Source organism: Bacillus sp. OTU2372 (genome assembly GCF_038440275.1).
Classification (GTDB): domain Bacteria; phylum Bacillota; class Bacilli; order Bacillales; family Cytobacillaceae; genus Neobacillus; species Neobacillus bataviensis_B.
On the sequence record NZ_JASATK010000098.1, the window covers coordinates 1 to 277 of the forward strand.

1 tRNA gene is annotated in these 277 nt (G+C 36.5%); it reads right to left on the minus strand.

Going from position 1 to position 277, the window contains the following annotated elements:
- Positions 1-183: 183 nt before the first annotated feature.
- A tRNA-Ala gene (locus AAHB15_RS30125) sits at positions 184-259 on the minus strand.
- Between the last annotated feature and the right edge of the window lie 18 nt (positions 260-277).

Sequence of the window (277 nt, forward strand, 5' to 3'; positions counted from 1 at the left end):
ACTCTCCATGAAAGTTGATTAGCTCATAAAAGTTACGTTGGCTTAGTTTCATAATAGAAACCAATTATTATTGTTTGTTGACGTTCTTGTTTGTTTAGTTTTCAAAGAGCAATAGTCGTTTGTGCGACTTTTATATACTAACAAAGTAATTATATCTTGTCAATATACATTTTATTTTTTAAATGGTGGAGTCTAGGGGGATCGAACCCCTGACCTCCTGCGTGCAAAGCAGGCGCTCTCCCAGCTGAGCTAAGACCCCAAAATAAGTTGAAGTAGA